24 protein-coding genes are annotated in these 26,882 nt (G+C 67.4%); 17 read left to right on the top strand and 7 right to left on the bottom strand.

Annotated features, from left to right (window positions below):
* The first annotated feature begins 384 nt into the window (after window positions 1–384).
* Together GEV01_RS28400 and GEV01_RS28395 are read left to right on the top strand one after the other, a co-directional pair.
* On the top strand, window positions 385–978 hold the full coding sequence (locus tag GEV01_RS28400) for a PEP-CTERM sorting domain-containing protein (RefSeq protein WP_152809452.1): 594 nt from the start codon (window positions 385–387) through the stop codon (window positions 976–978).
* Window positions 979–1,067: 89 nt separating this feature from the next.
* The gene (locus tag GEV01_RS28395) at window positions 1,068–2,645 is read left to right on the top strand and encodes an alpha/beta hydrolase family protein (protein WP_152809450.1); all 1,578 of its coding nucleotides are present in this window, start codon (window positions 1,068–1,070) and stop codon (window positions 2,643–2,645) included.
* Window positions 2,646–2,647: 2 nt separating this feature from the next.
* Here GEV01_RS28395 and GEV01_RS28390 read toward each other — a convergent pair whose 3' ends face one another.
* Entirely contained in the window at window positions 2,648–3,373 is a 726-nt protein-coding gene (locus GEV01_RS28390; RefSeq protein WP_152809448.1) for a hypothetical protein, read from the bottom strand.
* A 177-nt stretch (window positions 3,374–3,550) separates the two neighbouring features.
* Between GEV01_RS28390 and GEV01_RS28385 the strand changes: the two genes are divergently transcribed.
* The 3 genes from GEV01_RS28385 to GEV01_RS28375 are packed head-to-tail and all read left to right on the top strand — an operon-like array spanning window position 3,551 to window position 6,209.
* Window positions 3,551–4,789: a sensor histidine kinase gene (locus tag GEV01_RS28385; protein ID WP_235914618.1), complete on the top strand. Its 1,239-nt coding sequence runs from the start codon at window positions 3,551–3,553 to the stop codon at window positions 4,787–4,789.
* The gene (locus GEV01_RS28380; protein ID WP_152809445.1) at window positions 4,786–5,442 is read left to right on the top strand and encodes a response regulator; all 657 of its coding nucleotides are present in this window, start codon (window positions 4,786–4,788) and stop codon (window positions 5,440–5,442) included. Before GEV01_RS28385 ends, GEV01_RS28380 begins: the two co-directional genes overlap by 4 nt.
* Complete coding sequence (locus GEV01_RS28375; protein WP_152809443.1) at window positions 5,442–6,209, top strand: MipA/OmpV family protein; 768 nt, start codon at window positions 5,442–5,444, stop codon at window positions 6,207–6,209. Before GEV01_RS28380 ends, GEV01_RS28375 begins: the two co-directional genes overlap by 1 nt.
* Before the next feature lie 3 nt (window positions 6,210–6,212).
* On the opposite strand, the gene GEV01_RS28370 is transcribed toward GEV01_RS28375, so the two are convergent.
* On the bottom strand, window positions 6,213–6,983 hold the full coding sequence (locus GEV01_RS28370) for a LytR/AlgR family response regulator transcription factor (protein ID WP_152809441.1): 771 nt from the start codon (window positions 6,981–6,983) through the stop codon (window positions 6,213–6,215).
* On the bottom strand, window positions 6,980–8,050 hold the full coding sequence (locus GEV01_RS28365) for a sensor histidine kinase (protein WP_217428522.1): 1,071 nt from the start codon (window positions 8,048–8,050) through the stop codon (window positions 6,980–6,982). Before GEV01_RS28365 ends, GEV01_RS28370 begins: the two co-directional genes overlap by 4 nt.
* Window positions 8,051–8,186: 136 nt before the next feature.
* On the opposite strand from GEV01_RS28365, the gene GEV01_RS28360 reads away from it, so the two are divergent.
* Window positions 8,187–9,026 (top strand): DUF2306 domain-containing protein, encoded by an 840-nt coding sequence (locus GEV01_RS28360; RefSeq protein ID WP_152809439.1) that lies wholly within the window; start codon window positions 8,187–8,189, stop codon window positions 9,024–9,026.
* 12 nt (window positions 9,027–9,038) lie between these two features.
* On the opposite strand, the gene GEV01_RS28355 is transcribed toward GEV01_RS28360, so the two are convergent.
* Window positions 9,039–9,731, bottom strand: a complete 693-nt coding sequence (locus GEV01_RS28355) for a substrate-binding periplasmic protein (RefSeq protein ID WP_235914617.1) — start codon at window positions 9,729–9,731, stop codon at window positions 9,039–9,041.
* A gap of 245 nt (window positions 9,732–9,976) precedes the next feature.
* Here GEV01_RS28355 and GEV01_RS31460 point away from each other — a divergent pair, with 245 nt between their 5' ends.
* The 5 genes from GEV01_RS31460 to GEV01_RS28330 all read left to right on the top strand — a co-directional run bounded on the left by GEV01_RS31460 (window position 9,977) and on the right by GEV01_RS28330 (window position 18,391).
* A complete protein-coding gene (locus GEV01_RS31460; RefSeq protein ID WP_217428519.1) occupies window positions 9,977–12,010 on the top strand; it encodes a hybrid sensor histidine kinase/response regulator in 2,034 nt (677 codons plus the stop codon).
* A 66-nt stretch (window positions 12,011–12,076) separates the two neighbouring features.
* A complete protein-coding gene (locus GEV01_RS28345; protein ID WP_328595651.1) occupies window positions 12,077–13,285 on the top strand; it encodes a M48 family metalloprotease in 1,209 nt (402 codons plus the stop codon).
* 26 nt (window positions 13,286–13,311) lie between these two features.
* Entirely contained in the window at window positions 13,312–13,878 is a 567-nt protein-coding gene (pnuC, locus tag GEV01_RS28340) for a nicotinamide riboside transporter PnuC (protein WP_152809433.1), read from the top strand.
* A gap of 306 nt (window positions 13,879–14,184) precedes the next feature.
* Window positions 14,185–16,752 carry a TonB-dependent receptor gene (locus tag GEV01_RS28335; RefSeq protein ID WP_152809431.1) on the top strand — a complete coding sequence of 856 codons (2,568 nt, stop codon included), beginning with the start codon at window positions 14,185–14,187 and terminating at the stop codon, window positions 16,750–16,752.
* 91 nt (window positions 16,753–16,843) lie between these two features.
* Complete coding sequence (locus tag GEV01_RS28330; RefSeq protein ID WP_152809429.1) at window positions 16,844–18,391, top strand: methyl-accepting chemotaxis protein; 1,548 nt, start codon at window positions 16,844–16,846, stop codon at window positions 18,389–18,391.
* 48 nt (window positions 18,392–18,439) lie between these two features.
* Here the strand turns inward: GEV01_RS28330 and GEV01_RS28325 are convergent, their stop codons facing one another.
* Window positions 18,440–19,255 (bottom strand): response regulator transcription factor, encoded by an 816-nt coding sequence (locus GEV01_RS28325; RefSeq protein ID WP_152809427.1) that lies wholly within the window; start codon window positions 19,253–19,255, stop codon window positions 18,440–18,442.
* 327 nt (window positions 19,256–19,582) lie between these two features.
* Here GEV01_RS28325 and GEV01_RS28320 point away from each other — a divergent pair, with 327 nt between their 5' ends.
* From GEV01_RS28320 to GEV01_RS28300, 5 genes are all read left to right on the top strand, one after another.
* Window positions 19,583–20,104: a Csu type fimbrial protein gene (locus tag GEV01_RS28320; RefSeq protein WP_152809425.1), complete on the top strand. Its 522-nt coding sequence runs from the start codon at window positions 19,583–19,585 to the stop codon at window positions 20,102–20,104.
* Window positions 20,105–20,198: 94 nt separating this feature from the next.
* Window positions 20,199–20,714, top strand: coding sequence for a Csu type fimbrial protein (locus GEV01_RS28315; RefSeq protein ID WP_152809423.1), 516 nt, complete (start codon window positions 20,199–20,201; stop codon window positions 20,712–20,714).
* A 171-nt stretch (window positions 20,715–20,885) separates the two neighbouring features.
* Entirely contained in the window at window positions 20,886–21,620 is a 735-nt protein-coding gene (locus GEV01_RS28310; RefSeq protein WP_152809421.1) for a fimbrial biogenesis chaperone, read from the top strand.
* Window positions 21,617–24,106: a fimbria/pilus outer membrane usher protein gene (locus GEV01_RS28305; protein ID WP_235914616.1), complete on the top strand. Its 2,490-nt coding sequence runs from the start codon at window positions 21,617–21,619 to the stop codon at window positions 24,104–24,106. The genes GEV01_RS28310 and GEV01_RS28305 overlap by 4 nt, the downstream gene beginning before the upstream one ends.
* On the top strand, window positions 24,106–25,122 hold the full coding sequence (locus GEV01_RS28300) for a Csu type fimbrial protein (protein WP_152809419.1): 1,017 nt from the start codon (window positions 24,106–24,108) through the stop codon (window positions 25,120–25,122). The genes GEV01_RS28305 and GEV01_RS28300 overlap by 1 nt, the downstream gene beginning before the upstream one ends.
* A 25-nt stretch (window positions 25,123–25,147) precedes the next feature.
* On the opposite strand, the gene GEV01_RS28295 is transcribed toward GEV01_RS28300, so the two are convergent.
* Window positions 25,148–25,462, bottom strand: coding sequence for a Csu type fimbrial protein (locus GEV01_RS28295; RefSeq protein ID WP_152809417.1), 315 nt, complete (start codon window positions 25,460–25,462; stop codon window positions 25,148–25,150).
* A 460-nt stretch (window positions 25,463–25,922) separates the two neighbouring features.
* On the opposite strand from GEV01_RS28295, the gene GEV01_RS28290 reads away from it, so the two are divergent.
* The gene (locus tag GEV01_RS28290; RefSeq protein ID WP_152809416.1) at window positions 25,923–26,417 is read left to right on the top strand and encodes a winged helix-turn-helix transcriptional regulator; all 495 of its coding nucleotides are present in this window, start codon (window positions 25,923–25,925) and stop codon (window positions 26,415–26,417) included.
* Window positions 26,418–26,421: 4 nt separating this feature from the next.
* Here the strand turns inward: GEV01_RS28290 and GEV01_RS28285 are convergent.
* A partial coding sequence (locus GEV01_RS28285; RefSeq protein WP_175023264.1) for an anti-sigma factor family protein occupies window positions 26,422–26,882 on the bottom strand: 461 nt, incomplete at its 5' end.

Below are 26,882 nucleotides of genomic sequence, written 5' to 3'. Positions count from 1 at the left end.
AGGACCTATTCGAGCATTTAGCACTCGGCGTGGACATGGTTTCAACGTAGTGCATGAACCATCAGAGGGGATTCATCACGCAGAAGTGCAGTATAGAATTGCCGATGGATGTAAATCGTTAGACAAAAACGACAAATCGGAGCTCAAACTTGCCATCAAGGGATTGTTCGGTTCGCTAGTACCTTGTAACGACATATAGTCGATGAGTGAAACGCTCCAGGCCTGGAAGTAGCTATTCATTACATTAAAAATCAAAGAGGCCGCCCGGCAAACTCCTTGAGCCATCCACTGTCGCGCACGCGAGACGCTCGTCCTTGCGCTCAAGCGAACTGATGCTATCCTGATTTTTTATCTTATCAATATTATATTGCTTAAGGAGAAGATATGAAATCACTCGCGATTGCATTGGCCTGCCTGGCCTGCACCGGCACCGCCATGGCCGATACCAATGTGGCCCTGGGCGGCGGCGTTTCCCTCACCGGTTCGGGCTTCTGGGATGGCGGCAGCTGGGGGCCGGGGGCACCGGCCGATCCATCGACGGTCACGGATGGCCTCTACCTGCCGATCAACACCCAGTGGAACCTCGGCACGGTGTTCTGGACCGGCGACTACGGCGCCGACTCCATCACCATCACCCTCAACCAGGCCGCATCGGTCAACCAGCTCGCCATCCAGGCCGACAACGACAACGACTACCGCATCCAGTACCGCGACCTCGCCAACGTCTGGCACGACCTGGCGGTGATGTCGCCGAACCGCTCGTGGGGCCAGGACAACGGCAGCACCATACTCGGCGCACCCGTGGTGGCCACCGCCTTCATGATCTCCGGCGCCGCCGGCGCGGGCGACAACCACTTCGCCGTGTCGGAATTCCAGGCCATGGGCAACGTGGTGCCCGAGCCTGCCACCTACGCCATGATGGGCGCGGGCCTGGCCCTGGTCGGCCTGGCGGCACGCCGCCGTCAGCGCCGCTCCTGACCGTCTACCTTCCGGCACATGTGCGTCCTTGAGGGTTTCTCCAGAATGCAGGCTGGTTCAACTGCGAACCGCCTCATTCAGGAGACTCCATGGACAAGACTATCAGCACGCTCTGCATTGCCACATTTTTCGCCGCGCTGAGCGGCTGCGGCGGCGGTAGCGGCAGCAGCGCCGTTGCCGTCACACCGCCGCCGACGCCGCCAGTGACGCCCACCGCGCCCGTCGGCGAGACCGACACCTCCGGCGCGCGCGGCGCCTTGCTGTTCAACCCGCCGTTGCTGACGCGCGCGCTCGATCCCGCCGGCCTGGTGCAGGCATTGGGCCGCCTGGGCGATTTCGGCAACCAGGTGCTGGCGGTGGCCGGCCAGCCCAAGTGCAGCGTCGATTTCCACCAGTTCGAATACAGCACCGTCGGCGCGGCCGGCGAGACCACCACCGCGTCCGGTTCGCTGATGGTGCCGAGCGGCAGCGACCCGGCCTGCAGCGGCAAGCGTCCGCTGCTGATGTACGGCCACGGCAGCTCGACGCAGCGCAATGTGCGCGTGGGCGACCTGACGCCGGGCGCACCGTTCGCCGGCACCAGCGCCGCCGTGGCCGCGCTGTACGCGGCCCACGGCTACATCGTGGTCGCGCCCAACTACGCCGGCTACGATACCTCCACGCTGAGCTACCATCCGCACCACATCGCCGACCAGCACGCCAAGGACATGATCGATGCGCTGACCGCCGCCCGCAAGGCCTTCGCCAGGCTGCCGCATCCGGTCGTCGAGAATGGCAAGCTGTTCCTCACCGGCTATTCCGAAGGCGGTTATGTGACGATGGCCACCCACCGCGCCATGCAGGCGGCCGGCATCAGCGTGACGGCGTCGGCGCCGCTGAGCGGCAACTACGCCGAGAGCGTCAGCTATGAAACCACGCTGGGCTCGCCGGAGGTGCTGCGCGGCCTGGGCCAGGTCAACACCGAGTCCATGCTCGACCTGGTACTGCAGTTCACCGCCTGGCAGAAGGCCTACGCCAATCTGTATGCCGCGCCGACCGAGCTGTACCAGGCCGGCTATGCGGCGTCGATGGAGACGCTGGCGCCGACCCTGTTGCCGATCAACAGCCTGGTCGGCAGCGGCAAGCTGCCGCCCCATCTGCTGGCGCGCGACATGCCGGGCTACGCCAGCCTGCCGGCGGCCGAGCAAGCCAACTTCGGCACGCCGGAACAGAGCCTGCTGAAGTCGGACTACATCTCGGCGCTGTTCAACGACATCATCAACCACCCGTGCCCGGTGACGGCGGCCGGCGCCCCGCTCGATTGCAAGCCCGCGCATCCGATGCGCGCCGCCTGGTTCAAGAACGATTTGCGCACCTGGGTGCCGACCGTGCCGGTGCTGATGTGCGGCGGCCATGGCGATGACGAGGTGCCGTTCAATAACGCCACGCTGACCCAGGCCTACTTCAACGCCCACGGCGTCGCGCCCAAGCTGGTGACGGTGCTCGATGTCGATACGCCGGCGCTTGCCAACGATCCCTACGCCAGCGCCAAGTCGGTGTTTGCCGAAGCCAGGCGGCGGGTGATCGCCGCCAACGGCGACCCGACCAGCCAGGAGAACTACCACGGCTACATGGCCTTCGCCGGCTGCAACGTGGCGGCGCGCGACTTCTTCAAGACCTTCGAGTAAAGCTAGTCGTACAGCGTGCCGATGGCCAGCGGCGCGCTGACGGTCTGGATCTTGCCCTGCTGCGGCCAGTCGGCGAAGCGGTACAGCGCCACCCTGTAGATGCCCATCGAGTTGCCTTCGAACGGATGGGCGTCGACCAGCGGCAGCAGGCCGCTGGGGCCGCCGGTCTGGGTGCGCACCTCCGGCGTGGCGCCGGCCGGGTAGACGAATTTGATGCCCTGGCATTGCTTGCCGATCAGGCGCATGCGGTAGCCCGATTCGCGCTGCGCGCTGATCAGCTGTTCGCAGGCGGCGCGCAGTTCGGCCATGTCGTACACGCCGTCGGCGTGCTCGCGGATCGAGTAGCGGCCGCTGAAGTAGTAGTTGCCCTTTTGCCGGTTCAGGCGCAGCACGGCGTCGTCCTGGTAGGCCTGCTTGAGCATGGGCAGTTCGGCGCGGCCGATGGCGTCGACCGGGATCGTGATATCGGTTTTCTCGCCGACCAGATGCAGGCTCAGGCCGTCGAGCGGGGCGTTGGCTTCGAGCGGACGGATCTGCATGTGCGCCTGGATCAGCGGCCGGCTGCGGGTGTAGTGGGCGAAGAAGGCGGCGGCCTTGTAGGCGTGGCGGTAGCTGTTCCATTCGGAATCGCGCTCGGCGCTGATGATCACCTTGGGGTCTTCGCGGACGTCGCCGGCGGCGGCCGTCAGCGGCAGCAGGGCGGCAAGCCATAGCGGCAGTGTTTTCATCGATGGCGGCGGCGGGTTCAGGGACTGCCGATTCTAGGTCAAAGCGCGGCCTTGCGCTCGTCTGCGCGGCATGGGCGTGGGGGAAATGCCACATGACTTCCGGCACTGTCCTTGGCCTGGGGGCTCGCGTATCATGGCCCGACTCATGCTCCCGCCAGGAACCTCATGCTGCACCGTTTGAAGCAAAATCTTATCGGCGTTATCGGCCTGCTGGGCTGCCTGATCGGCGGTGCGCTGGACGGCAGCCACTTCATGATGAAGGGCATCAGCGAGGAGATGCCGCTGGGGCGCGCGGCGCTGTGGTGCGCCAGCTGGTTCACGCCGGCGCCGTCGGCTATCCGCGCCGGCACCGACCGCGACGAGCTCACCATCCAGCTGTTCATGATCGCCTACGCGGCGCTGATGCTGCTGTTCGCGCTGCTGTTCTGGCTGCGCACCAGCGGCGCGACGCGGCGGCTGGGCTGGCGCGGCGATGCGATGCTGCTGGCGCAGCTGCTGATCGCGCTCAGCTATCCGCATGGGCTGCTGTATCTGCTGGCCGCCGAGCTGGGCCTGGTGCTGGCGCTGCGCAGCGGCCTGCGCTGGCTGGGCTTGCAGCTGCTGCTGTTGGCGCTGCTGACCTTGCTGCCCCTGCCGGGAAATGAATCGACCCGCAGCGACGGCTGGGTCAAGACCGTGATGCTGGACCTGGGCACGATGGCGCTGTGGCAGTGCATCGCCTACGGCATCGGCTACATGGCGGCGGTGGAGCGGCGCGGCCGCATCGAGCTGGCCGCCGCCAACGGCGAGCTGCGCGCCACCCAACTGCTGCTGACCGACACCGTGCGTTCGGCCGAGCGCCTGCGCATCGCGCGCGACCTGCACGATATCGTCGGCCACCACCTGACCGCGCTCAATCTGCACCTGGACCTGTCGCTGCGCCAGTCCGGCGCCGCCGCGCCGCCGGCGCTGGCCACGGCGCGTTCGCTGGCGCAGGGCTTGCTGGCCGAGGTGCGCGTGGTGGTCGGCAGCGAGCGGCGCGACCAGCACATCGACCTGCGCGAGGCGCTGGCCGCGCTGTGCGCCGGCATACCGCAGCCGCGCATCGCGCTCAGCTTCGAGCCGGGACTGGAGATCGCTTCGCCGGCCGTGGCCCATACGCTGTTTTGCTGCGCGCAGGAAGCGATCAGCAACGCCGTGCGGCACGCGGCGGCCGGCCAGCTGCACATCGTGCTGGCGCGCGCGGCCGATGGCGCGTCGGTCACGCTGCGCATCGAGGACGACGGCTGCGGCAGCAGCACCGATCAGGAGGGCAACGGCTTGCGCGGCATGCGAGAGCGGCTGGCGCTGCTGGGCGGCGAGCTGAAGGCGGGCAACCGGCCGCAGCGCGGCTTCGGCATGGAGATCGTGCTGCCGGCCGGCGTGGGGGCGGCATGACGGCGCATGTCGCTGTGCCTATCCGCGTGGTGCTGGTGGACGACCAGATGCTGGTACGCAGCGGCATCAGCGGCCTGCTGGCGCTGACGCCCGACATCCGCGTGGTGGCCGAGGCGGCCGATGGCGCCGGCGCGCTGGCGGTGGTGGCGGCGGCCCGGCCGGACGTGCTGCTGCTCGATATCCGCATGCCGCAGCTGTCGGGCATCGCGCTGTTGCAGCAGTCGGCCGCGCTGCTGCCGCCGACCATCCTGCTGACCACTTTCGACGACGACGAGGCGCTGCTCGACGGCATGCGCGCCGGCGCCAAGGGTTTCCTGCTCAAGGACATTTCGCTGGAGCGGCTGGCCGACGGCATCCGCGCCGTGGCGGCCGGCGCCACCGTGTTCCGGCCGGCGCTGACCGAGCGCACCCGCAGCGCCTACGAGAGCAGCGCCAGCGCGCCGCTGCTGCGCGAGGACGGCGAGCGCCTGACCGCGCGCGAAACCGAAGTGCTGGCGCTGATGGCCGCCGGCTTCAACAACGGCGAGATCGCCACCGCGCTGGGACCGAGCGAGGGCACGATCAAGAACCACGTGTCGAGCATCCTGGCCAAGCTGGGCGTGCGCGACCGGGTGCGCGCGGTGCTGCGCGGCCTGGAACTGGGACATATCTGATGAAGAAAATCTGGGCGCCGCTGGCGCTGCTGATGTGCGGCGCGGTGCAGGCCGGGCCTACCCGCATGATGATGCCGGAAGATACCGAGGACATGTACTTTGGCCTGGCGGCGCTCGACCTGGTCCACGTGAAGGACAGCGGCCGCGAAATCACGCTGTTGCCGACGCTGTCGGTGCAGTGGAGCAGCGGCGCCTTCCTCGACCTGAACAGCGAGGATGGACTGGGACTGGGCTGGCATCTGTCGGACGATCCTTCGCTGGCCTATGGCCCGCTGCTGCGCTTCAGCTCCAGGGAGGTGCGCAGCGATACGCCGGGCCAGCGCGGCGGCCTGGCCACCGAGGCCGGCCTGTTCACCTCCTACCGCTACGCGCACAACATCCAGCTGGGCGCGCAGGGCATGGCCAGCAGCAACGACGGCGGCCTGGGGCTGCGGGCCCAGCTGTGGGGCGAGGCGTCGACGCCGGTGGCGGCCCACCATACGCTGGCGCTGGGCGCGGGCATGGTGGTGGCCAACCAGCGTTATCTGCAAGCGTACTTCGGCGTCACGCGGGAGCAGGCCGGCATCGAGTCGCACCGTTTGTATGCGCCGCGTGCGGGGATGCTGAGTGTGTATCTGCAGCCGTCGTGGGAGTGGCAGGTGTCGAACAAGTACTACCTGAACACCTGGCTGCGCGTGAGCCGGCTGGGCGGGCAGGCGGCCGCCAGTCCGCTGGTGGGCCAGCGCACCCGCGCCAGCCTGAGCACCATGCTGACCTACCACTATTGAAGTTCACATCTGGCGGAAGTGATGCAGGTAGCTGCGGCTGACCGGCAGCACTTCATCGCCGTCGCGCAGGCGCAGCTCGGCCGTCTCGTTGACGCCGCGCACCACCGTGCTGACGCAGCTCAGGTTGACGATGACGGAGCGGTGCGTCTGTACGAAGCGTTCGGGGTCCAGCTGCTCGGCCAGTTCGCGGATGGTCTTGCGTATCAGCGCTTCGCCTTCCTCCCACACGACTTGCGTGTACTTTTCTTCGGCGCGCAGATAGCGTACCTGCTCGACCGGGATCAGGCGCACGCTGTTGCCGACCGAAGCCCGTATCCATTGCAGCCACTGGCGCGGTTGCGCTCGTTGCTGCAAGCGGCCGGCCAGCTGGTCGAGCACCGCGTCCAGCGCGTGGCTGGTTGGCAGCGGCAGGGCTACCTGGCGTTGCAGGCGCTGCACCGTGTCGGCCAGCCGCGTTGCATCGATAGGCTTGACCAGGTAGTCGATCGCGCCTTGCCCGAACGCTTCCACCGCGTAGTGCTCGTAGGCGGTGACGAACACCAGCTGCGCGCGGCGGGCCAGTGCGCGCGCCACTTCGATGCCGTTCAGGCCGGGCATGTGGATGTCGAGGAAGACGATGTCGGGGCGGCACTGCTCGAACAGCTCCAGCGCTTCCTGGCCGTTGCGCGCGTCGTCGGTCAGCGCCAGGTCCGGCCACAATGCGGCCAGGTGGCTGCGCAGGCGTTCGCGCAGCAGCGGTTCGTCGTCGGCGATCAGCGCCGTCACTTGCTTCATGGCTTAGCTCCGGGATCAAAGTGTAGTTCGACGCGCACGCCGCGCGGCGTGGCTTCGTGCAGGTCGAGCCGTGCGCCGGCGCCGTAGCAGCCTTGCAGGCGCGTGCGCAGGTTGGACAGCCCGGTGCCCGGCTGCGCCGTTTCCGCCATGCCGATGCCGGTGTCGGCGACCCACAGCGTGACGCGGCCGCTGTCCGGGTCGCGGCTGCCGCCGACCTCGATGCTGCCGCCGTCCATGCTGGGATCGATGCCGTGGCGGACGGCGTTTTCGACCAATGTCAGCAGCGCCATGGCGGGAAAGCGCAGCGTCTCCGCCGCAGGGAAATCGGCGACGGAGTATTGCAGCCGGTCGGGCATGCGCAGATGCATCAGCTGCAGATAGGTGCGCACCAGTTGCAGCTCCGTCGCTAGCGTGGCGTCGGCGTCGCCCAGCCGCGGCATCGCCGCGCGCAGGTAGGCGATCAGCTGCCGCAGCACCGGCCCGGCGTTGGCCGATCCCGCCGCCACCAGCGCCTCGACATTGGCCAGCGTGTTGAACAGGAAGTGCGGCTCGATCTGCTTTTGCAGCAGGCGCAGGCGGGCGTCCAGCAGTTCGCGTTCCAGCGCGTCTTTCTCCAGCTGGGTTTGCAGACGGTCGGCGCGCTCGCGCTGCTTGCGTTCGTTGCGCATCGCCACCAGCGAAAACAGCACACCGAAAAAGATCGACAGGAACACCATCATGATCTGGCCGAGCAGCGTTTGCCGCTCGCCCAGGTAGGCGCTGAAGTTTGCGCCTTGCGTCACCAGCACCGTGATCAGCGCGGCGACGGGCGCGGTCAGCACCACCGCCATCAGGCGGGCGGGAGCGATGCCCAGCCAGTGCGGCTTGAACCGGCCGGCCGCCGCATACGCCAGCAGCAGCGCCATGCCGATGAAGCCGATGCGGCCGAACACCGCATGGTAGGGCGTGCCGCTGAGCCGGTGCAGCGGCCACGACAACAGCAGCGTGAAGACAGCCACCTTGAGCGCCTGCTGCCTGGTCGGCAAGGCCGTGTCGGCGGTGTGGGGGCGGGAGGTGGCGGGCGGCATGCGGCCACAATAACCGCTTCGCCGCCGCCGTTCAAGCCCTAAAAACCGTCGCTGGTCGCATGGCGGGCGGTGGCGGCGCTGCGCCGGCGCGGCGGCGGGCTATGGTGGCAGCCATTCAATTACAAGGGAGGTGGCCATGGCATCAGACAACTACAGCGGCGCGGCGTTGCTGCCGCCGATATCCATGCAACGCTGGGCGGCCGGGACCTTGGCCCGCGCCGTGCAGTTCTGGTTTGCCGTCACCGTTGCCGGCCAGCTGATGTTCGCGGCCTATGCCGTCGTGCTGTACGGCGGCGCGGCGCTGCGCGGAGACATGGCGGGCTGGAACGCGGTCATGACGCACGGCCATGTGCCGGGCGACACGGCGGGCAATGCCGCGATAGCCGCGCACCTGCTGCTGGCGGTGGCCATCATGCTCGGCGGCGCGCTGCAACTGCTGCCGCAGCTGCGCGCCCGCGCGCCGCGCCTGCACCGCTGGAACGGCCGCGTCTACGTGGCCGGCGCCGTGATCGCCAGCCTGAGCGGCATGTACATGCTGTGGTGGCGCGGCACGGTGGGCGACCTGACCCAGCACCTCGGCACCACGCTGAACGGCTTGCTGATCCTGCTGTTCGCCGGCATGGCCGTGCAGCGCGCGCGGGCGGGCGATTTCGCTGCGCATCGCCGCTGGGCGCTGCGGCTGTTCCTGGCGGTGAGCGGCGTCTGGTTCTTCCGCGTCGGCCTGATGTTCTGGATCGCCGTGCATGGCGGGCCGTCCGGCTTCGATCCCGAAACGTTTCGCGGACCGTTCCTGAGTTTTCTGGCCTTCGCCCAGTGCCTGCTGCCGCTGGCCGTGCTGGAGCTGTATCTGCGCTGCCGCACGCGCGGCGCGGCGGCGCAATACGGCATGGCGGCCTTGCTGGCCGGGCTGACGGTCGCCATGGGCGTGGGTGTCGCGGTCGCCACGGTGGGCATGTGGCTGCCGCGCATGCATTGAGCGCGGCAGCGGTCAGGAGTCGCCGTAGCGGCTGCGGATTTCCGCCAGCACGCCTTGCTTTTCCAGGCGCTGGATGGCGCCGTTCAGCAGGTCGAGCTGGGCTTGCGTGGTGCTGTTCTTGTTGAGCATCAGGTGCACCGGCGCCCGCAGCACCATGAACGGCAGCGGCGCGATGGCGACGCCTTGTTCCTTGGCTTCGTGGCGCAGGGCGACGGTGTCGCCGAGGATCAGCTCGGCGCGGCCGGCTTCCAGCATGCGCAGACCCTGCTGGAAGGTGAGGAAGGTGCTCAGGTGGCCGGCCGCCAGCAGCTCCGGCTGCACGCGGGCGTAGGCCGGCCCATACCAGCCGACCTTGGGCGCCAGCAGCGACAGCTTTTTCTTGAGCAAGATCTCCAGGTTGCGCACGTCCTGGTAGTGCGCCAGGTTGGCGCTGCGGGTGAAGACGCCGACCGATTCATGGCGGTAGGCCAGGCTGAAGCGCGCGAGCTTGCGCCGCTCGGCGGTGTCGGAGGCGGCCAGCAGCAGGTCCAGCTCGCCCAGCTCGAACTGGCGCTGGCGGCGCGCGGTCGGCAGCTCGGGCAAGAGTTGCAGCGTGCAGCCGGCTTCCTTGAAGATGGCTTGCACCAGCTCCAGGTCCAGCCCGGACGGCGGGCCGTTGGGCTGGGTGTAGACGTAGGGCGGCCATTGCTCCAAAGCCATTTTCATCTGGCAGGCAGCGGCTGGCGCCGGTAATACGGACGCGACAATAAACGCCATGACAGAACCGACGCGACCCGCTTGCATGGCGAAACCCTTTCTTGAACTATGGCTACAATTTGCCAGATGTGGCGAGAATGTCAAGCGTATAGCCGCTGTTTGCCGGCGCGCGCGCACCGGCGTTGCGCTATTGTGCGCCTCCGTACAGTACAGTTGCTACACTTGGGCTTTCTGGATTCGGAATACCTATGCCGGTGCAATCTTCCTCTGCCTTGTCCCCTGTCGCGTACGATGCCGGCTGGCGCTTTATCGGCGCCGGCACACCGATGCGCGACCTGGTGCAGCGCCACGCGTGGGAGCACACACCGCTGGGAGCGATCTCCACTTGGCCGGCGTCGCTGCGCACGGCGGTGGGCCTGGTCATGCACTCGGTCCATCCGATGTTCCTGTGGTGGGGCGAGCAGCTGGTGCAGATCTACAACGACGCCTATGTGCCCAGCTTCGGCCAGGGCAAGCATCCGGCCGCGCTTGGGCAGGCGGGGCGCGAATGCTGGCCGGAGATCTGGTCCGTCATCGGTCCGCAGATCGAGAGCGTGCGCAACGGCGGCGAGCCGCGCTGGTATGCCGACAACCTGGTGCCGATCGAACGCAACGGCCGCATCGAGGACGTCTACTGGAGCTACACCTACACCCCGGTGTTCGACGAGGCCGACCGCGTGGCCGGCGTGCTGGTGGTGTGCACCGAGACCACCACCCAGGTGCTGGCCGAACGGCGCCGCCATGCGCTGGACTTGCTGGCGCGCAGCCTGCTCAACTGCCGCGACGAGGCGCAGGTGCTCGACAGCATGGCCCGCTGCGTGGCCGGCAATCCGGGCGACCTGGCCGGCGTGGTGCTGCGGCGCGGCGCCCAGGCCGATGCCGCCCCCGCGGGAACGGTGGTCATCCGCGGCGCCGAGCTGCAATTGTGCGAAGAGCTGACGCTGGTGTTCCAGGTGTCGCCGCGCCTGCCGATGGACCATGCCTACCGCCAGTTCCTGGAACAGATCACGGCCGCCGTGTGCGCCACGCTGAGCCGGCTGGAGAGCGACCGCGCGCTGGCCGAGGCGATGGCCGAAAGCGAGCGCCTGAACGTCGACCTCAACCTGTCGTCGCGCATCAAGGATGAGTTCCTGGCCATGCTGGGGCACGAGCTGCGCAATCCGCTGGCGCCCATCGTCACCGCGCTCAAGCTGATGAAGCTGCGCGGCGCCGACACCGCGCCGGAGCAGGCCGTGATCGAGCGCCAGGTCGAGCATCTGGTGCGGCTGGTCGACGACTTGCTCGACGTCTCGCGCATCGCCAGCGGCAAGGTCGAGCTGCGCAAGGAAACCGTGCAGCTGGCCGAGGTGCTGAACCGGGCGATCGAAATGGCCAGCCCGCTGCTGGAGCAAAAGCGCCACCGCTTGCTGGTCGATGTGCCCGGCGTGCGCTGGCACGGCGATCCGGCGCGGCTGGCGCAGGTGGTGTCCAACCTGCTGAGCAACGCGGCGCGCTACACGCCGGCCGGCGGCCACATCACGCTGTGCACGCGGATCCGGCAGCAGACCATCCAGATCCAGGTGACGGACGACGGCTCGGGCATTGCGCCGGCGCTGCTGCCCCACATCTTCGACCTGTTCGTGCAGGGCAACCGCCAGCTGGACCGCGCCAAGGGCGGGCTGGGCATCGGGCTGGCGCTGGTGCGCAACCTGGTGCAGATGCATGGCGGCGAGGTCAGCGCCTACAGCGCCGGGGAAGGGCGCGGCAGCACCTTCACCATCACGCTGCCGGACTCGCTGGTGGCCGAGGCCGAGGCGGCCGCCCCGGCCGCGCCGCCGCCGGCCGTCGCCGCCGGCGTCCGCGTGCTGGTGGTGGACGACAACCAGGACGCCGCCGATTCCCTGGGCGAGCTGCTGGGCGCGCTGGGCTACCACGCCACCGTGGCCTACGATCCGGTGCAGGCCATCACCGCCGTGACCGCCGCCGGCGCGGCCGGGGCCATGCCGCAGGTGGCCATCCTCGACATCGGCCTGCCCGGCATGGACGGCTTCGAACTGGCCTGCCATCTGCGCCAGTTGCCCGGCGGCGCGGCGCTGAAGCTGGTGGCGCTGTCCGGCTACGGCCAGGAGCACGACAAGTCGCGCAGCAGGGAGGCCGGCTTCGCGACCCACCTGGTCAAACCGATCAATATCGCCGACCTGCAAGCCGTGCTGCCCGTGGATGCCATCGATGCCATCAATGCGATGGCGGCAGATGTAAAGTTATCATAAATAGTTGTATTTTTCTCAAATAAGCCATTAAAATAGCCGCGTGGAAACTTTTGCGCGGGGAAGGTTGTGGAACTGGTTTATAAGAACGAAAAACCGCTGTTCGGTGTGATGCTGGTGGTGTCGCTGCTGATCTGGGCCGGGCTGATGCTCGCCACCAGGGGCATGGCGCTGCTGTACCTGCTGTTGTTCGTGGTGTCGTGGTGCTTCGCCCAGTCGGCGCTGGTGTCCTGGCTGCGCGGCACGGCGGTGCGCATCACGCCGCAGCAGTTCCCCGACCTGCACCAGCGCATCCAGGCCTGCTGCCAGCGGCTGGCGCTGGACGCCGAGCCGGAAGCCTATCTGCTGCAGATGGGCGGCGCCTTCAACGCTTACGCCACGCGCTTTCTCGGCAATCACATCATCGTGCTGTACTCGGACGTGGTCGACGCGCTGGACGAGCGGCCGGACGCGATCAACTTCTACATCGGTCACGAGATCGGCCACATCAAGCGCAACCACCTGCGCTGGTCGGCGCTGCTGGCGCCGGCGTCGCTGGTGCCGCTGCTGGGCGCGGCCTATGCGCGCGCCCGCGAATACACCTGCGACCGCTACGGCTTCCACGCCTGCGACGATTTGAAAAGCGCCCAGGTCGGGCTGGCCGCGCTGGCCGCCGGCGGCAAGCGCTGGCGGCAGATGAACGCTTCCGGCTACGCCGCGCAGGCGCGCGCCTCGTCCGGTTTCTGGATGTCCTTCCACGAGCTGGTGGCCGACTACCCGTGGCTGGTCAAGCGCATGGCGGTGGTGCGGGCGCTGGCCTCGGGCAGCGAGGTGAGCCAGCCGGGCCGGCACGGCCTGGCCTATGTGCTGGCGCTGTTCGTGCCGCGCCTGGGCGTCGGCGGACTCGGCTCGCTGATCGCCGTGTTCGCGCTGATCGGCATGCTGGCGGCGGTGGCGCTGCCGGCCTACAACGATTACGCGGCGCGCGCGCGCATGGCGCAGGTGGTCGGCGTCGGTCAGGATGCGACGGCGGCGGTGGAGCGCTACTTCTACGCCAACGGCCGCGGCCCGGCCACGCTGGCGCAGGCCGGCTACGCGATGGACGACCCCAGCCACGTGGTGCAGGAAATCTCTGTCGATCCGGGCAACGGCGTGGTGCGCGTGCTGCCGTCCGATCCTGTCTATCGCGGCAAGGCTATTGCGTTCACGCCGAGGCTGGACGAGAATAAGCGCGTTGCCTGGCAGTGCGGCAGCGAAGACATCCCCGCCCAGGTGCTGCCGGCCGACTGCCGCAACTAGGCCCACCAACCGACTGGACCCCTCGCTTGACCGCTCCCCTGGAAATCGCCGCCAACATCGTCATGACCGTATCGATCGTGCTGGCCGGCCGCAACAATGTGCATTCGTGGTGGCTGGGCGTGGTCGGCTGTGCGATGTTTGCCGCGCTGTTCTACAGCGTCAACCTGTATGCCGACGTCGCGCTGCAGCTGTTCTTCATCGTCACCTGCGTCATCGGCTGGCTGCGCTGGGTGCGCGGCGACGGCGGCGGCGCGCTGCCGATCCGCCGCGCCAGGCTGGGCGCGCTGGGCTGGATGGTCGGCGTCGGCCTGGCCGCCACCGCCGCCTACGGCCTGATGCTGCAGGCTTACACCAACGCCTACGCGCCCTTCATCGATTCGGCGGTGCTGATGTTCAGCATCGTGGCCCAGCTGCTGCTGATGGGCCGGCGCCTCGACACCTGGCCGTTCTGGCTGCTGGTCAACACCATCTCGGTGCCGCTGTACGCCAGCCGCGGCCTGCACCTGACCGCCGCGCTGTACGCGGCCTACTGGCTCAATGCGCTGGTGTCGTGGTTCTTCTGGCGGCGCCAAATGCATGCGGCGCCGCTTTAGATTCAATTGGCATATACAAGTAGAATTTAATTCGTTCCCTTCGCCGGCGGCGGTCTTTATAGTTCAGGCTCCAAGTATCAGCGGCCTGTAGCCATGCATCGCACTCACGTTTCCACCTCAGCCTCCTATCGCCACGTCCTGTACATGCTTTGCATGGCGCAGTGCATGTGGCGCGCGCTGTAACGCCGCTTTCACACCCCCGTAGTCCCATCGAGCAAATCCGTCCGGCCCACCAGGCCGGCAGCGGCCGCGCTTTTGCACGCTTTTTCTATCGGAAAAGCAGTACCAAACCCACCAAGAGGAATCATGTTCAAACCACTCAGCATCACCCTGGCGCTGGCCGCCGCCTTCCCGCAACTGGCAAACGCCGAAGCCGCCGCCGATCCCGCGCGCGTCATCGTCACCGGCTCGAATATCCGCGTCACCGAAAAAGAGGGCGCCGCCGCCATCGAGGTGCTTACCGCCAAGGATATCGCCGCCAGCGGCAAGACCAGCATCGCCGACGTCATCCGCTCGCTGGCCGCCAACAGCGGCAACAGCTACAACGAACAGTACACGGGCAGCTTCTCGGCCGGCACGGCCGGCGTGTCGCTGCGCGGCCTGGGGCAGAAGAACACGCTGGTGCTGGTCAACGGCAAGCGCGTCAGCCCGTATGCGACGGCGCAGGATTTGCAGGAAGTGTTTGTCGACCTGAACAGCCTGCCGATGGCGGCGGTGCAGCGCATCGAGGTGCTCAAGGATGGCGCGTCGTCGATCTACGGTTCGGACGCGGTGGCGGGGGGGGTCAACATCATCCTGTACCAGGAATTCAAGGGCACGGAAGTGACGGTGGAGGGCGGCGCGTCGACCCAGGGCACGGGCCAGACCGACCGCCGCGCGGCGCTGCAGACCGGCTTCGGCTCGCTGGCGGACAATGGCTACAGCCTGGTGTTCGCGCTCGATGCCCAGCAGCGCAGCAAGCTGCAGCAGACCGATGTGGACTGGATGCGCGGCAGCGATTTCCGCAGCCAGCAGAACGGCAGCCTGGCCTGGACCCCGACCAACTACTACGGCACCGACGCCACCAAACTGCTGGGCGGCGTGCAGGGTCCGCTGCAGCTGACGCCGTACGGCGCGATCAGCGACGGCAAGCAGGGCCAGGTGCTGGCCTACAATCCGGCCGAATACAAGACGCTGATCCCGGCGGTGCAGCGCGTGCACGCGTCGGTGCGCGGCAGCCTGCAATTGACGCCGGAGCTGGTGGCCTATGCCGACCTGCTGTACAGCTACTCGCGCGCCGACCAGACCTTCGGCGCACCGCTGACGGTCAGCAGCAGCCTGCGCGCCTGGAACAACAAGAGCCAGAAGCTCGACACGATAGGCGCGACGCTGCCGGTCGGCCATCCGAACAATCCGGGCACGACGCCGGTGGCGATCACCGCCACGCTGTTCGACCTGGGCCCGCGCCTGAAGGCCGACAAGGTCGACTTCTACCGCGCGCTGGGCGGCGTCAAGGGCCAGCTGGCGGGCTGGGACGTGGACGCCTCGCTGGGCCGCTCGGCCAGCACGCTGGAAGAGACGGTGCAGAACTTCGTCAACCGCTACGAGTTTGAAAAAGTGCTGGCCGACGGCAGCTACAACTTCGCCGACCAAAGCAAGAACAGCGAGGCGGTGCGCAACCGCCTGCGCCTGTCGACCTTGCGTCCGGCGCAATCGCAGCTGACCACGGTGGACGTTTCCGCCGCGCGCGACCTGCTGGACTTGCCGGCCGGCCCGCTCGGCATCGCGCTGGGCGGCCAGTGGCGCCGCGAAGGCATGAACTCGAACACCTCGAGCGCCGTGCTGTCGGGCACCGAGCTGCGTCCGGCCATCAACATCATCAACGGCCAGCGCGATGTGTCGGCGCTGTTTGCCGAAGCCAACGCGCCGCTGACCAGCAAGCTGAACCTGAACGTGGCCGGCCGCGCCGACCACTACAGCGACTTCGGCAACGCCTTCTCGCCCAAGGCCAGCCTGCGCTACGAGGCCGTGCCCGGGCTGCTGCTGCGCGGCACGGTGTCGCGCGGCTTCCGCGCGCCGTCGCTGCCGGAGATCACCAACAGCAATTCGGTCAGCTACGGCGCCGTCATCGATCCGCGCGATCCGATCGCGCCCAAGCAGGCGCGCGGCGTCACCAACGTCACCACCGCCAACGCCGCGCTGCGGCCCGAGCGTTCGGACAACCTCAACCTCGGCTTCGTGATCGCCCCGAGCAGCACCAGCAGCGTCGGCGTCGACTACTACCGCATCAAGACGCGCGGCGTGATCGGCACCGACAGCAGCGACACCATCATCGCCGCCAACCGTCCGGGCCAGGTGGTGCGCGATGCCGACGGCCGCATCAGCACGCTGTATCTGCAGTACAGCAATCAGGGCGACCGCGTGGTGTCCGGCGTCGACTTCGACCTGCGCCAGAGCTACACCAGCGCCGCGTACGGCAAGCTGGACCTGCGCGCGCAGCTGAGCCGCCTGTTCCGCTACGCCGCGCCGCTGTCGGAAGGCGAGCCGCTGACCAATGGCGCCGGCAACAACTACTTCGGTTCGCTGCCGGGCTGGCGCGGCGTCAGCCACGCCACCTGGGACATCGGCAACTGGAGCAGCACGCTGACCTGGAACTACACCAGCGGCTACGACCAGACTGCGCAAGCCGCGCGCGCCGGCGAGCATGTGTCGTCCAACGCCACCTACGACCTGAGCGTGTCGCGCAAGCTGGGCAAGGCCACCACGCTGACGCTGGCGGTGCAAAACCTGACCGACCAGCGGCCGTCGTGGGATTCGTCGACCGCCTTCTTCGACTTTACCCAGGCCGATCCGCGCGGGCGTTTCGCGTCGCTCAAACTCAACACCAGGTTCTAAACCGTTGCTAAACAGCTGAAATGAAGGGGTGACATTCACCGTCACCCGTTCTATCATGATATTTCCATAAGGAATTACCGGAGGAGATACCATGCAATGGTTTTACGACTTGAGAATCGGCAAAAAGCTGATCGTGGCGTTCGGCGTCGTGATCGCGCTGACCTGTCTGCTGGGCGTGTTTTCGCTGGCCCAGCTGGTCAAGGTCAACCAGGCCTCGACCGACATCGCCACCAACTGGATGCCGGCGGTGCGCTACCTGGGGCAGATCCAGTCCTCGCTGTCGCGCTATCGGATTTCCGAGGCCACCCACATCCTGCTGAGCGACGAGGCGGACATGGCGGCCACCGACAAGTCGATGGCCTCGCGCCTGGAAACCTTGCGCAAACAGCAAGCCTCGTATGCGACGCTGGTCTCCGAGCCGGAAGAAAAACGCATCTACGCCGAGTTGCAGAAATCCCTGGACGACTACCTGGCCAGCAGCGCCAAGCTGGCGGCGCTGTCGCGCGAGGGCAAGAAGGACGAGGCGCGCACCCTGTTCCGCGGCGGTTCCAACAAGCTGTTCCGCCAGGCCAACGAGCAGCTCGACGCGCTGGTCAAGATCAACGACGACGGCAGCGCCGCCGCCGACCAGGGCGCGAGCGACACCTTCTCGATGTCGCGCAAGATGATCATCGGCACGCTGGTCGTGCTGATCGTGCTCAGCATGGTGCTGGCGACGGTGGTGGCGCGCATCGTCGCCGGGCCGCTGGAAGAGGCGGTGGGCGTGGCCCGCCGCGTGGCCGAGGGCGATCTGACGGCCCACATCGCCAGCCACGGCAAGGATGAAACGGGGCAGCTGATGCAGTCGCTCAAGGCCATGAACGACAGCCTGCTGCGGGTGGTCGGCGAAGTGCGCGGCGGCACCGACACCATCGCCACGGCGTCGGCCGAAATCGCCAGCGGCAACCTGGACCTGTCGGCCCGCACCGAGGGCCAGGCCAGCTCGCTGGAGGAAACCGCGTCGGCGATGGAAGAGCTGACCTCGACCGTCAAGCAGAACGCCGACAACGCGCGCCAGGCCAACCAGCTGGCGCAGTCGGCCTCCAGCACGGCGGCCGACGGCGGCAAGGTGGTGGGCGAGGTGATCGCCACCATGGAATGGATCAGCGCGTCGTCGCGCAAGATCGTCGACATCATTTCGGTCATCGACGGCATCGCCTTCCAGACCAACATCCTGGCGCTGAACGCGGCGGTGGAGGCGGCGCGCGCCGGCGAGCAGGGGCGCGGGTTCGCCGTGGTCGCTTCCGAGGTGCGCAACCTGGCCCAGCGCTCGGCGGCGGCCGCCAAGGAAATCAAGGGCTTGATCGACGATTCGGTGGTGCAGGTCGACAGCGGCACGGCGCTGGTGCAGCAGGCCGGCAGCACGATGGCCGAGGTGGTGTCCAGCGTGCGCCGCGTCAGCGACGTGGTGGCGGAAATCTCCGCCGCCAGCAGCGAGCAGAGCACCGGTATCGAGGAAGTCAACAAGGCCATCGTGCAGATGGACGAGGTGACGCAGCAGAACGCCGCGCTGGTCGAGCAGGCCGCCGCCGCCGCCGGTTCGCTGCAGGAGCAGGCCGCCAACCTGGCCAGCGTGGTCAGCGTGTTCCGCCTGCGCTGAGCGCCGGCACTTCCGCGTCCGCATCCGCGTCCGACCACGCCGCCGGCTTCAGCCGAGCGGCGTTTTTTTTTGCTGGATCGCCTGGCGGAAGGCGCTGGGCGTGACGCCGATGCGCTCGCGGAAGGCGGTGGCGAAGTTGCCGGCGTTGTTGAAGCCGATCAGCAGGGCGATGTCCTGCACGTCGATGTCGGTATCCCTCAATAGTTCCTCGCCGCGCCGGATGCGGGTTTCGCGGATGAAGGCGAACACCGTCATGCCGGTCTGCTCGCGGAACACCTGCGACAGTTTCTCGCGGTAGGTGCCGACGCTGCGGGCGATCTCGGCCAGGCCCGGCAGCGAGGCCAGGTTGTCGACGATCAGGCGCTTGGCGGCATTGACGATGACGGCGTCGGGATCGGTGTCGGCCGCCGGCGCGCGCGCGGCGGGGGCGTCGCCGGTGGCGCTTGAGGCCGCGCGCGGCTGGCTGGCGCGGCGGGCCAGGTTCAGGTGCACCTGGATGCGCGCCGCCAGTTCGCCCGGCGAGAACGGCTTGGCGACGAAATCCACCCCGCCGATCGACAGGCCCATGATGCGCTCCTCGTCGGCGTCGGCGCCGCTGAGGAAGATGATGGGGATGTCCTGGGTGACGGGGTTGGCCTTGAGCAGGCGGCAGGCGGTGTAGCCGTCCATGCTGGGCATGCGCACGTCCAGCAGGATCAGGTCGGGATGCTGGGCCAGCGCCAGCTGGTAGCCTTGCAGGCCGTTGAAGGCCACCGAGACCTTGTAGGGCAGCTCGCTGAGCAGGTCGACCAGCACGCGCTGTTCGAACGCGGAGTCGTCCACGATCAGGATCTTGCGTGTCTGTGTGTCATTGGCAGTCTGCATGGCCCACCTTTGAGACCTGGTTGATAAGGTTTTGTCACGCCCTGTTGCGTATTATGCCTATCTTTTGAAATTTTTTAATAGATTTCTCCGCTAACAGAACCGCTGTCACATTGCGCAAAAGCACGATTTTTTTTTATCGTGAATAATGGACTCATCAGTTGGCGAACGGCAATAAGCAGCGCGCCAGCGAACGAAACCGAAACCTGTCACGACCGCGCCCAGCTACAGCCGGTCCGGCGCCCCCGGCGCCACAGCATGCAACTCCCAATCAGCGAGTTGAGCTACGAAAAATCTCATTTTTTATATCTCGACTTACGGAGTTTTGACATGACCAACACTGAACGCGCTTGCCGTTTCGCCGCCGTCCTGGCCGCCACCACCCTGTTTGCCGCCGCCGCCGACGCCGCCATCTACAGCAACGGCAGCCGCACCAGCACCTTCGACGTCACGCTGACCATCATCGCCGATTGCACCATCGCCGCCAACAACCTGAACTTCGGTTCCTCGCAGGGCGTGCTGTCGACCGCCGTCACCGCCAACACCACGCTGAGCGTGCTGTGCACCAACACCACGCCGTACAACGTCGGCCTCAGCGCCGGCACCGGCACCGGCTCCAGCGGCACCACGCGCTATATGAGCGGCACGGCCGGCAACACCAGCACCATCGGCTTCAACCTGTTCCAGACCAACGGCGCCACCGCCTGGGGCAATACCCAGGGCACCGACACCAAGAGCGGCACCGGCACCGGCGTCGCGCAAACGCTGACGGTCTACGGCCAGATCCCGGTGCAGACCACGCCGCAGCCGGACACCTACAAATCGACCATCACCGCCACCGTGTATTTCTGATCCGGTCCCGGTACAGCCCGATTTGCGCCATCCGAGTGTGGCATAGGTACAACTTCCCAGCACCCATCCTTTTACTTTTTTTTGGAGTTTCATCATGCGCCCTACCGTCCAACGCCTCGCCGCCATCCTGTCCCTCGGCCTGCTCGTGCCGCACCTGGCCGGCGCCGCCGTCTACAGCAACGGCAGCCGCACCACCACCTTCGATGCGCAAGTGACCATCATCGCCGACTGCACCATCGCCGCCAATACGCTGGACTTCGGCTCGTCGCAGGGCGTGCTGTCGACCGCCGTCACCGCCAACACCACGCTGAGCGTGCTGTGCACCAACACCACGCCGTACAACGTCGGCCTCAGCGCCGGCACCGGCACCGGCTCCAGCGGCACCACGCGCTATATGAGCGGCACCGCCGGCAACACCAGCACCATCGCCTTCAATCTGTTCCAGACCAACGGCGCCACGCTGTGGGGCAACACCCAGGGCACCGACACCAAGAGCGGCACCGGCACCGGCGTCGCGCAAACGCTGACGGTCTACGGCCAGATCCCGGTGCAGACCACGCCGCAGCCGGATGCCTACAAATCGACCATCACGGCGACGGTGTATTTCTGAGCCGGCTTGCAAGCTTGTTGCAAATTTTGCCTATGCTGAAAATATTTTTAATAGATTTCTACGCAATCAAAACCGCCGTCGCTTGTGGCAAAAGCACATGTTTCTTAGATCGATGATAATGAAATCGACAGTTGAACGAAGGCAATGTGCGAACTGGACCGCAGGGGCGTAATGAACACACTGGCGCGTTGTACCGGCTGGATCTTGGGCGGTTTCCTGCTGTGGGCCGCTGCGGCGGTGCACGCGGCCAACCTGCAGATCTCGCCGGTGATGATCACCTTGCGCGCCGGCCAGGGGGCGACCGGCATTTCCATGCAAAACCTGAGCGAGAGCCCGGTGTACGGCCAGGTCAGGGTGTTCCTGTGGGAGCAGAAGGACGGCGACGACGTGCTGACGCCGACCCAGGAAGTCGTGCCCAGCCCGCCCATCATCCAGATCGCGCCCAAGAGCAGCCAGGTGATCCGGCTGGTGCGGCGCAGCGAGCAGCCGGCCACCCGCGAGCTGAGCTACCGCATCCTGATCGATGAGATTCCGCGCGAAGACCCGGCGGCCGGCAGCGGCGTCGACATCCGGCTGCGCTACTCGGTGCCGATGTTCGTGCTGCCGCCCGACGAGCGCGGCGCGCCGGCGCTGGCCTGGGCCGTGTTCCGCAAAGACGCGGGCTGGATGCTGCGGGTGCGCAACAGCGGCAACCAGCGGGCGCAGATCGGCGCGCTGGAGCTGAGCAACGCGGCCGGCAAGCAGTTCGTGCTGGCGCAGGGCTTGTTCGGTTATGTGCTGTCGGGCCAGCTGCGCGAGTGGCGCTTGCCGACGCCCGGCGACGCCGACTTGAACGGCCGGCTGGCGGTCAAGGCCAACATCAATATGCAGGCGCAGACGGCGGTGACGGTGGACAAGGTGGATTGATAGAACGCGCCGGCCGGGCCGGCGCAGTACCGGAGATTTTCGCTCTGAACCAAGGTCCCGACATCACTGGCGCGCGGCGTCTGGCAGGGTGGCTGGCGAGCCTGGCCTGGCTGGCGTGCGCGGCCTCGGGCGAGGCGCGGGCGCAGCACGCCGGCGGCGCGTCCGAAGACAGGGTACCCCGCATCCCGGCGGCGGCAACCGATGAGTTTTTTCTGGAGGTAAGCGTGAACGGCGAAGCAAGCGGACTGATATTGCGCTTTACCCGCGGCAAGGCCGGCCTGCGCAGCACGGTGCAGAATCTGCGCGACCTGCAGCTCGATCCCGCGCTGTTCGGGCTGCAGGGGCAGGAGGAATTCGACCTCGACGCCGTGCCGGGCCTGAGCTACGAGTACGACGCCGCGCTGCAGCGGATCGCGCTGCGCGTCAGCGATGCGCTGCGCACGCCGGTGGCGCTGAGCGCGCGCAGCGCACCGCGCGCGGCGCCGGCGCGGGTCTCGCCGGGTTACGTGCTTAACTACGATGTCTACGCCCAGCTGGGCGCGCAGCGCAGCGCATCGCTGCTGAGCGAGCTGCGCTATTTTTCGCCGCGTGGCGTGTTCAGCAGCAACGGCGTGTGGAACACCGGCCAGGGCCAGAACCAGTTCATCCGCTTCGACAGCGCCTGGTCCCAGGCCGATCCGGACACGCTGGAAACCTGGCAGGTCGGCGACCTGATTTCCTCCTCGCTGAGCTGGAGCCGTGCGCTGCGCATGGCCGGCGTGCAGTGGCGCAAGAGCTTCGACCTGCGGCCTGACCTGCTGACCTATCCGGTCGCCTCGCTCAACGGTTCGGCCGTGGTGCCCAGCGCGGTCAGCCTGTTCGTCAACGGCGTGCGCCAGGTCGAGATGACGGTGCCGCCCGGTCCCTTCGTCATCAACCAGGTGGCCGGCATCAACGGCGCCGGCCAGGCCACGCTGGTGACGCGCGACGCCGCCGGCCGCGCGGTCGCCACCGTGCTGCCGCTGTACGTCGACACCCGCCTGCTGGCCACCGGCCTGAGCGACTATTCGCTGGAGCTGGGCGCGCTGCGCCGCAACTACGGCCGCGATTCCTTCAACTATGCGCGCACGCCGTCGGCCAGCGGCGCGCTGCGCTACGGCGTCAGCGACAGCCTGACGCTGGAGACGCACGGCGAGGCGGGACGGGGCTTGCTCAACGGCGGCGCCGGCGCGCTGTGGAAGCTGGGCCAGGCCGGCGTGGTCAGCGCCTCGGCGGCCGGCAGCAGCGGCCGCGCCACCGCCGTGCAGGGCGTATTGCCGCCGGCGGCGCCCGGCGCTGCCGTCACCGTCGGCACGCTCTACACCGTCGGCGGACGCGGCGGCCAGGCCACGCTGGGCTACCAGTACCTGAGCCGCTGGTTCAGCATCGATACCCTGCGGCTGCGCGCCAGCGCCGGCTACAGCGACCTCGGCACGGCGGGCGGCGGCCTGTCGCCGCTGGCCAGCGACCGCGTCACGCTCAACCTGGCGCTGCCGCTGGGCCAGAGCGTGGGCGTCAGCTATGTCGCCGCGCGCGTGCCGCTGGCGCCGGCGGCGCGCATCGTCTCGGCCTCGTACTCGGCCGCGATCGGGCAGGGCTTGTACGTCAGCGCCAGCGCCTACCGCGACCTCAACGACAGCAAGGTGCGCGGCCTGTTCTTCAGCCTGAGCATGACCTTCGGCGAGCGCATCGCCGCCAACGCCAGCCGCGGCCGCCAGGGCGCGGTGCGCGCCACCACCTACACCATGTCGCGCGCGCCGGACTACGGCGGCGGCTTCGGCTGGGGACTGCAGCAGGCCGGCAGCGGCGACGCCGCGCTGCGCCAGGCGCAGGGCCAGTACCTGGGCGCCTACGGCCAGCTCAGCGCCTTCACGCAGGAGGCCGGCGGCAAGCGCAACAGCGCGCTCGACCTGGCCGGGGCGCTGGTGCTGATGGACGGTTCGCTGCAGGCGGCGCGCCAGGTCGGCGCCGGCTTCGCGCTGGTGTCGACCGACGGCGTGGCCGGCGTGCCGGTGCTGCAGGCCAACCGCCGCATCGGCCAGACCGACCGCGGCGGCCATCTGCTGGTGCCCAACCTGAATCCGTATTTGTCCAACCCGCTGGCCATCGACACCTCCGGCCTGCCGCTCGATGCGCGCATCGCCACCACGTCCATCGACGTGGTGCCGGCGCGGCTGTCGGGCGTGCTCGCGCATTTCCCGGTGGAGAAATACGCCGCCGCCAGCGTGCTGCTGCAGACCGCCGACGGCAAGCCGGTCGCCGCCGGCACGGCGGTGCTGCATGTGGAAAGCGGCGGCCGCACCGTGGTCGGCTTCGACGGCATGGCCTTCGTCGACCGCTTGCAGGCGGACAACCATTTGCTGATCGGCGAGGGCGCGCAAGCTTGCGCGGTGCAGTTCGCCTACCTGGCCGATCCGCTGCGCGCCTTGCCCACGCTGGGGCCGCTAGTCTGCAAGGCGGTGCACTGATGCGCGCCGTCCGCCTGGCTCCTGCACTGGGATTGCTGGCGATGCTGGCCGCCGGCCATGCGCGCGCCGACACCTGCACCGCCAGCATGACCGATGTGCTGTTCACGCCGGTCAGCCCGATCGGCGGCGCCAATGTCACCACCACCGGCACCGCCACCGTCACCTGCACCTGGACCGGCATCGGCGCGATCGCGCCCTTCCTGGTGCTGTTCCCCAACGTGACGGTGTGCCTGTTCCTGGGCAATGGCACGAATTCGGCCAGCACCACGCCGCGCCAGCTCAAGTACGGCACGCAGACGCTGAACTACAACCTGTACACCGACGCCAGCTACGCGGCGGCGAAGATCTGGGGCGCGCCGACGGTGGCGGCCACGCCCACGCCCATCATCCTCACCATGACCAAGGGCGGCACCGCCGGCACGCTGTCGCAGACGGTGACGGTGTACGGCCAGCTGACGGCGGACGCCTCGCTGTCGGCCGCCAAGACCGCCGGCACCGGCTCGGCCATGTACACCTCGGATTTCGGCGCCGGCAGCGCGGCCATGCAGTATTCCTTCGTGCTGGGCGGCTTGCCGGCCTGCCTGGCCGGCCCGGTGTCGGCGCTGCCGTTCCAGGCGCGCGCCGAGGTGATCAACGATTGCACCATCAGCGCCGGCGCGCTGGCTTTTCCCAGCGGCAGCCTGATCAGCAACCCGGTGCGCGCCACGTCATCGATCGCGGTGGCGTGCAGCCCCAACGCCGCCTACCAGATCTCGCTCAACGGCGGCAGCGTGGCCGGCAGCGTGACGGCGCGCAAGATGCAAAACCTGGCCAGCGCGAGCAACAAAGTGTCGTACCAGCTGTCGAACACGCTGGACGGGACGCTGTGGGGCGATGGCTCGGGCGGCACGGTGATGGTGACGGGAACCGGCGACGGCAGCACGCAGTCGGTCACGGTGTACGGGCTGGTGCCGTCGCAGAGCGCGGTGCTGCCGGGGTCTTACAAGGATACGGTGACGGCGTTGGTGGCGTTCTGAGATCGAACGCCGCGGCGGGCGCCGCTTAGAAGTAGATGGTCCAGTCCTGCGCGCCGCTTTCGGCGCGGAGTGGCGCGGCGTTGACGATGGCGGCCGGCGCGGTGGTGGCGGCGGGTGCGGCGACGGCCTTGTCGGCGTTGCGCTTGACCTGGTAGGGCGTGTTCAGCTGGCAGGACACGGCGGGACGCTGGGTGGCGCCGACGGCGGCCGATTGCACGTTGCACGATTCGGTCACGGTGAAGCTGACCTGCATGGTGCCGGTGGCGATTTTGTTACCGGCGTGCGCCAGCAGCGGTGCGCTGAGCAGGACGAGGGTAAGGGCTTTGAACAAAGTTTTCATCTTTGACACACGTTTTTAAGGTGCGCGGCTATCGTGCGATGGCCACAACCGGCATGGGGGCATTCAGACCGGTTCCTGAGGGAGCCATCAGGTATCGCGGCATGAATCTACAGGAAGAATTTTACCCCGTAAAAACATGCTCTCGAATGGACACATTTTACATGGGAATTGACGCATGGAAATTAAGTGATTTTTGGAGAGTCTTTTGCCTGCTTTTTTAGCCTATTTTTGAGGCTGGGGAGAAGGCGGAAAGATCGAGTTTTTCATAGGGGAAACACCCAAAAATTGTGGCGGCGACAGGCGGGCAAACCGGAGCGTGAAAATACACACATTGTCACACCGGCGACATCACCTAAAAAAGTCACAAATTGTTTCCTCTAACTTGCAAGTAACTCTGTTTTTCGACGTGCTGTGTTTGCTGGTTTTTTGTTTTGCTAACCCTGGAACCGAGGAGTCAAAAATGAAACATACCGACTTTGGCCGCATGCCTTGCCCCATCGCCCGCAGCCTGGGCAAAGTAGGGGAGTGGTGGAGTATCCTGATCCTGCGCGACGCGTTTTATGGCCTGTCGCGCTTCGATGAATTCGAGAAGAGCCTGAAGATCGCCCCGAATATGCTGACCCGCCGCCTGGCCGGGCTGGTCGAAGGGGGCCTGATGGAGCGGCGCCAGTACAGCGCCCGCCCGCCGCGCTATGAATACGTGCTGACCAAGTCCGGCCGCGCCTTCAAGCCGGTGCTGCTGGCCTTCATCGCCTGGGGCAACGACCACCTGGCACCGGAAGGCGCCAGCCTGCTGGTGGTCAGCCGCGAAACCGGCAAGCCGGCCGACCAGGTGCTGGTGGACGCCAACAGCGGCCTGGCCATCAACGACGAGGACTATATGTTCGCGCCGGGGCCTGCCGCCAGCGACGTCATGCGCTCGCGCCTGATCGAAATCAGCAAGCACGCTTCGTAAGCGTTCAACCCGCCGGTTCCAGCTGGGCGTAGACGGCGTTGGCCACGGCGGCCAGCGCCGCCTTGTCCAGGTTGCCGGACAGGGCGTAGCCGTAGCGCCCGTCTATCCAGTAAAACACGCCCACCTGGCCTTCCTGCGCAAAGCGGAAGCCGGTTTCCTTGCCGTCGGCTTGTTCGGTCGACACGTACAGCGTCAGGCGCGCGCCGCCGCTGTCGCGGTACATGAATTGCGCGACCGGCCCGCTGTGGCCGGGCAGCAGCCGCCCCCCTTCCAGCGCATAGCCCAGCGCCGCCAGCTGCGGCGGCTTCAATGGCGCCCCCAGCCGCTTCGACAGCCAGGCCACCAGGTGGGCTTGCTGGTCGGCGCCCACTTCGACCGGGTGCCGCACTTCCGGCGCGTAGACCGCGTGCGCCAGCGCGGCGCGGCGCGGCAGGGCGGCGGCGTCGGCCAGCTGGGCCGGCGTGC

The organism is Rugamonas rivuli, from assembly GCF_009380165.1.
Lineage (GTDB): Bacteria > Pseudomonadota > Gammaproteobacteria > Burkholderiales > Burkholderiaceae_D > Rugamonas > Rugamonas rivuli.
This window is presented reverse-complemented; position numbering and strand designations above follow the sequence as displayed.